Annotated in this window: 4 protein-coding genes; 3 read left to right on the top strand and 1 reads right to left on the bottom strand. The window is 32.6% G+C overall.

Annotation, left to right across the window (positions count from 1 at the left end):
* Nucleotides 1–269 precede the first annotated feature (269 nt).
* Nucleotides 270–1,175: a quinolinate synthase NadA gene (gene nadA / locus KBI38_07675; GenBank protein MBP8629933.1), complete on the top strand. Its 906-nt coding sequence runs from the start codon at nt 270–272 to the stop codon at nt 1,173–1,175.
* Nucleotides 1,176–1,219: 44 nt separating this feature from the next.
* Here nadA and KBI38_07680 read toward each other — a convergent pair whose 3' ends face one another.
* Complete coding sequence (locus KBI38_07680; protein MBP8629934.1) at nt 1,220–2,638, bottom strand: amino acid permease; 1,419 nt, start codon at nt 2,636–2,638, stop codon at nt 1,220–1,222.
* A 229-nt stretch (nt 2,639–2,867) separates the two neighbouring features.
* Here KBI38_07680 and KBI38_07685 point away from each other — a divergent pair, with 229 nt between their 5' ends.
* Nucleotides 2,868–5,435 carry an EAL domain-containing protein gene (locus KBI38_07685; GenBank protein ID MBP8629935.1) on the top strand — a complete coding sequence of 856 codons (2,568 nt, stop codon included), beginning with the start codon at nt 2,868–2,870 and terminating at the stop codon, nt 5,433–5,435.
* A gap of 18 nt (nt 5,436–5,453) precedes the next feature.
* A complete protein-coding gene (locus tag KBI38_07690; protein MBP8629936.1) occupies nt 5,454–6,467 on the top strand; it encodes a DUF808 domain-containing protein in 1,014 nt (337 codons plus the stop codon).
* Nucleotides 6,468–6,526: the final 59 nt, after the last annotated feature.

The following is a 6,526-nucleotide window of genomic DNA, read 5'->3' on the forward strand; positions in this document are numbered from 1 at the left end:
GTAAAATATACAAAATATTACTTTTCAGCCTGTGAAATACAGGTCTATTTGTGTTGTATAAATATAACTACACTCTTTGCAAATACATTTAATTTTTATGTTGACTTTTTATAGTTGGTCTTTCTAATATATACAATATAATATGCTATTTAATTCTATTCGTCAAATGCATAGTTAACATATATTTATTTGAATTTTATTGACGAGTTCAATTTTTTTCATTATAATACATATAAAAAATATATGAATTGTAATGAAAAGGTGAAATTATGAATTTAATTGAAGATATAAAATTATTAAAGAAAAAGCGGAATGCTGTTATTTTAGCACATAATTATCAAATTGAAGATGTCCAAAATATTGCTGATTATGTTGGAGATTCTTTTTATTTAAGTAAGGTTGCACAAGAAGTTGAAGCTGAGGTAATTGTATTTTGTGGTGTTCATTTTATGGCAGAAACAGCTTATTTATTAGCACCGGAAAAGAAAATATTATTACCAGAGTTAAATGCCGGTTGTCCAATGGCGGATATGGTTGATGCTGAAGGTGTAAGAAAGTTAAAACAGCAGTATCCGAAGGCCACAGTTGTTGCTTATGTTAATACGTCGGCACAAGTGAAGGCGGAAAGCGATGTTTGTTGTACCTCCTCTAATGCGGTTAAGATAATATCGAAAATTGAAAATGATCAAATAATCTTCTTACCAGATAAAAATTTAGGTGATTTTGTGGCAAAACAATTCCCTGAAAAAGAATTTATTATGTGGGACGGATACTGTATAACTCATGAAAAAATAGTACCTAATGATGTGTTAGCGGTTAGAGAAAAATATCCGCAAGCGAAGTTTTTAATGCATCCGGAATGTAACCCCGAGGTAGTAGCGTTAGGTGATTTTGCCGGCAGTACTTCTGAAATTATAAATTATGCCGTAAATTCTAAGGAAAAAGTTTTTGTTATTGGTACGGAAATGGGGGTTTTGTGTAAACTGCAAAACTTATGTCAAGACAAACAATTTTTCATTTTACATCCCGGTTTAGTGTGCCCTAACATGAAAAAGACTAATTTAAGCAGTATTTATGATGCATTACTTAACAATCAGCATCAAATAAAAATCGAAGCAACAATAGCAGAAAAGGCCATAATTCCATTGCAGAAAATGATGGAATTAGGACAATAAAAATATCCCTCGGCATAATGCCGAGGGATATTACTAATTTAACTTTACATTTCACTAAGTGAAGAATCAATTTTTGTAACGGCAATATCATCGTTATTATCTTTATTAAAGCCGGCAAGATAATATGATAAATATAGAATTCCAAACCAAACCGGTGCAATATATAGTGCAATTCTGGTATCTTCATTAAAATACATTACTATTGTAACAAATATTAAGAAGGCAATGCTGATATAGCCGGAAAATGGATAATGAGGCATTGGATACGCTAAGTTTTTAACTTCAGCTGGTGATAATTTACTGCGGAATTTTAATTGAATCAATAAAATTATCGCCCAAACCCAAATGGCGCCAAAAGTCGCTACACTAGTAACATAAGTGAAAACTTTTGCTGGTACTAGATAGTTTAGAGCAACACCAATTAATAAGAATATTACAGAAAATAAGATTCCTTTTGACGGTACTTGGCGTGAACTTAATTTACTAAAGATCTTAGGCGCTTTGCCTTGCAATGATAAATTGTATAACATTCTACCGGTACTAAAAATACCGCTATTACAAGAAGAGCAAGCTGCTGTTAATACTACAAAGTTAATAATTCCGGCAGCTGTTGCAATCCCTAATTTATTGAAAGTTAAGACAAAAGGGCTACCTAAAGTGCCAATTTGATTCCATGGATATAATGACATGATTACACCCATTGCTAAAACATAGAAGAATAAAATCCGCCAAAAAACTTTATCGATTGCTGATGGCAAGGTTTTTTTCGGATTTTTGGCTTCACCGGCAGTAACACCAACTAACTCAATCCCTAAATATGAAAACATAACCATGACCAAAGCCATGACAGTTCCGGAAATTCCATTAGGGAAAAATCCGCCATTTTGCCAGAGGTTAGAAAAGCCAATGGCGATACCGTTATTACCTAAACCAAACAGAATCATTGCCAAACCAATTATAATCATCGCGACTATGGTGACAACTTTTATTAAGGCAAACCAAAATTCAAACTCACCGTAAATTTTTACTGCAATAAGATTTACTAAGGTCATACATAATAACGCTAATAATGCCGGTATCCATTGTGGGATATCTGGTAACCAATAATGAACATAAACCCCAACGGCAGTTATTTCCGCCATGCAGGTTACAACCCACATAAACCAGTAAGTCCAGCCCGTAAGATAGCCAGTTTTGGGACCAAGGAAGGCTGTTGCATGGGCACTAAAGCTACCAGAAACAGGATGCTCAACTGCAACTTCACCTAAGGCTCTCATAATATAAAACATAATAATCCCAGCAAAAAAATAAGTCAGCATTAGCGATGGGCCGGCCGTTTGCATCGCTCCAGCTGAGCCTAAAAATAGTCCAACCCCGATTGCGCCACCAAGTGCAATGAGTTGGATGTGTCTTTCTTCAAGACCACGATCGAGTTCTTCTTTAAAACCATGACTGTTATTCATTAACTCACCCTTTTCGTTTTGTTGTATATATTAATGATACTCAAAATAAGAGAAAAGGCAAGAAATAATCTGTGGCTAATTTATCCAACTGAAAACGATGATTTAATTAATATTAATAATTAGCTATTTTTTGTTTATAAATATATGTTAATATTATTAAAGATGATTAGTTTTTAAGTATCGTAATGAAAAACTTAATTTATTTGGAAAGGGGTTTATTTTACTTAATATGAAAATAATAACAACTAATACAGATTTGTGCGTCGGGTGTAACAAATGTATCGCAAAATGTCCTGTAAAAGCAAACTTTGCCTTTCAAGAAGATGGTAAAAACAAGGTAAAAGTTTTGCAAGACAAATGTATTCATTGTGGTGCTTGTATTAAGGCTTGCGATCATAATGTTCGAGATTATATTGATGATACAGAAAGATTTTTTAATGATTTAAAAAACGGTAAAAAAATAGCGTTATTGGTTGACCCATCAATAAAATTTAATTTTACGGCATATCAAAAATTATTTACCTATCTAAAAAGATCAGGGGTACAGCTTATTTATGATGTAGGAATTGGTGGCGATATTGCAGCATGGGCTTATTTAAAGGTAATGGAGGAAGAACAGGAACCGTTAATTGCGCAACCTTGTCCAGTGATTGTAAATTATATTCAAAAATATAAGCCGGCATTAATAGCTAAACTGGCCAAGATAAATAGCCCGCTATTATGTACAGCGATTTATTTTAAAAAATACGGTAATGTTACTGCTGATTTTGCTTTTATTTCTCCATGTATTGGTAAATTTGATGAAATCAATGACAGTCAGCATAATAATTTAGTAAAATATAATGTAACGTTAACTAAACTTCAAGAATACTTAAATAATAACAACATTTATCTAGAGACCATCCCTGAAACGACTTATGATATTGATACTAATGGGTTAGGTGATTTTTTTTGTAAGTCCGGTGGATTGAAAGAGATAATATTGTTTTGCAAGCCTAATCTATGGATTAGAGAGATTGAAGGCACTAAGTCGGCTTGTCGATATTTAAAGGAATATCATGCTAGAGCTTTAGAGCAAAAAGAGTTACCTGCTTTGGTTGATGTATTAAACTGCAAACATGGCTGTTTATTAGGAACGGGCGTACAAACAGACCAAAGTATTGATGATTTGTATTTAAAAGTAAAAGAATTACAACATCGTAAATTCAATGATGCACCAGCTGTAAAAGCCACATATTTAAATTTTCTAAAAGAATTGGACAGAAAGCTTGATATTAATGATTTTAAAAGAGATTATCAAGATAATTCGATCCATTTTAAAACTGTTACTGGAGAAGAGGTCAATGTTGTTTTTGAAAAACTGCATAAATATAGTGCTGAATCAAGAAAAATTAATTGTTATTCTTGTGGTTATGGCAGTTGTTATGAGTTTGCCAAAGCAGTGGCAGTTGGGGATAATTATTTAAGTAATTGTATTTATTATAATCGTAAGGAATTAATTGATAAAAATAATGATTTATTTCACAGCAAAAAAGAAGCAGTGCAACTGCAATATCTGGCAACACATGATTTTTTAACCAATATTCCTAATCGGTATTATTTGCAAAGTTATATTGCAGAGATTTTAGGTGATGTCGAAAAAAATAATACTAGCAGTGCGTTGATTTTTATTGATTTGGATAATTTTAAAGTTGTCAATGATTCTTTTGGGCACTCAATCGGAGATGAAATTTTAATAAAAGTAGTCGACCGCTTACGACGGATAATTGGCGAAAACAGCATTTTAGCACGTTTAGGTGGTGATGAATTTGCGGTGTTAGTTAAAGAGGCTAACCTTGAACAATCAAAATTAATTGCAACTAAACTTTTGAATGCTTTGCGTGGCGAAAATTTTATAGTCAGTACGAAAAATGCTGAAATCCATATTACTGCTAGCTTTGGTATTACTATTATTGATGGTAGTTTATCGGCACAAGAGGTTTTAACGTATGCTGATACAGCATTGTATTCAGCAAAAGAAAACGGAAAAAACAGAATTATGACTATAAAAAATAGCGACGATAAAAATCTGTTTTCTGAAGCCAATAGAATGATATTGAAAATCAATCAAGCGTTGCAAGATGATAAATTTGTTTTACATGCTCAGCCGATATTTAATAGCGATAAAAAAATTACGCATTTTGAAATATTGTTAAGAATGCTAGAACCTGATGATACACTTATTTACCCTAATGATTTTATGGCAACAGCTGAAAAGTTTGGCTTAGTAAGTGAAATTGACAAATGGGTTGTGACGAAAGTTGTGCAACTGATGGAACTGCGTCCTGATTTATCATTATTCGTTAATTTATCGGGATATAGTTTAGGTGATACGGAATTACTTAATTATATCGGCAATATTGTTAAAAATGGCAAATTTAAGAAAGAACAATTGGGTTTTGAAATAACGGAAACAGCGGCAATAAGAGATTTAGATAAAGCTGAGCACTGGATTAATAGCATTAAAAAGTTAGGTTGTAAGTTTGCTCTGGATGATTTTGGTGTTGGCTTTTCTTCTTTTAGTTATTTGCAGAAAATACCGGTAGATTATTTGAAAATTGATGGTTCCTTTATTAGAAATTTAGATATTGATTTTACGCAAAGAGCATTGGTTCAATCAATGAATGAAGTAGCACATGCGATGGGAAAAAAAACCATTGCAGAATATGTGGAAAACGAAAAAATTTGGATGATTTTAAATGAAATGCAAATTGATTATGGGCAAGGCTATTATTTGGGTAAGCCTACTAAAATATAAGATAAAGAGAGGTTGAATATGGCAGGAGGAAGCTTTTTTATATTATTGGATGATATTGCTGCTATTTTAGATGATGTTGCGGCGATGACGAAAGTTGCAGCAAAAAAAACGGCAGGTGTAGTTGGCGATGATTTGGCAGTTAATGCCCAACAAGTTACAGGCGTTAGTGCAGAGCGAGAATTACCGATTGTTTGGCAGGTTGCTAAAGGTTCGTTTTGGAACAAAGTTAAAATCATTCCGCTAGCCTTATTGTTAAGCGCACTATCAAAAGTTTTAGTAATGATAGCATTAATGCTTGGGGGCATATATTTATGTTATGAAGGGGCCGAAAAAATCTTCGGTCATAGTGCTGAAAATGAAGATAAAAAAACATTATCCGAAGAGGAAAAAATTGATGGTGCCATAAAAACAGACTTTGTGTTAAGTGGTGAAATTATGGTTATCGCCTTAGGTAGTGCGGCCGCTTTACCATTTCTATCACAGGTATTAGTGTTAAGTGTAATTGGGATAGCAATGACAGTCGGAGTCTATGGTTTAGTAGCGCTTATTGTGAAAGCAGATGATGTTGGAATATTTTTACTAGAAGTTAATAAGGAGAATTTTAGCGCAAAGTTTTCAAAACGTTGTGAGTTTTTAGGGGAAATTTTACCGCTAAGGATAGTGGCTGTTCTTAATAACAGTATTTATTTAATTTCATCAATGTTATTTAATAATCAGCTAGGAATAAAATTTATTAATTTTTTTGGTAAGCAATTAGTATTTTTAATGCCCAAATTCATGAAATTTTTAACTATTGCCGGAACTATGGCGATGTTTATGGTCGGAGGAGGGATTTTTACACATAATTTACATGATATAGAATTAATTACTACTTTAATGCACTATGTGCCGGTGGATGGTGTTATTGGAAAAATTCTGCCGTTAATAATTGATATAGTGTTAGGCCTAATAGTAGGAGTAATTTCTATTATAGTGATTAGTACAGTGATTAATCCGCTTCTTAAGTATTGTGGAAAATTTAAAAATAATTAAAGATATATTTACAATTAGCTGGTAAAAGAGATGATGAAATTGTATAATTATTACAAGAA

Source organism: Negativicutes bacterium, assembly GCA_018052945.1.
GTDB lineage: Bacteria > Bacillota > Negativicutes > JAGPMH01 > JAGPMH01 > JAGPMH01.

What these genes read in the sequence shown, in the direction of transcription:
- KBI38_07685 (MBP8629935.1), top strand. Translation starts at nt 2,868, where the DNA reads ATGAAAATAATAACAACTAATACAGATTTGTGCGTCGGGTGTAACAAA.
- KBI38_07680 (MBP8629934.1), bottom strand. Translation starts at nt 2,638, where the DNA reads ATGAATAACAGTCATGGTTTTAAAGAAGAACTCGATCGTGGTCTTGAA.
- KBI38_07690 (MBP8629936.1), top strand. Translation starts at nt 5,454, where the DNA reads ATGGCAGGAGGAAGCTTTTTTATATTATTGGATGATATTGCTGCTATT.
- nadA (MBP8629933.1), top strand. Translation starts at nt 270, where the DNA reads ATGAATTTAATTGAAGATATAAAATTATTAAAGAAAAAGCGGAATGCT.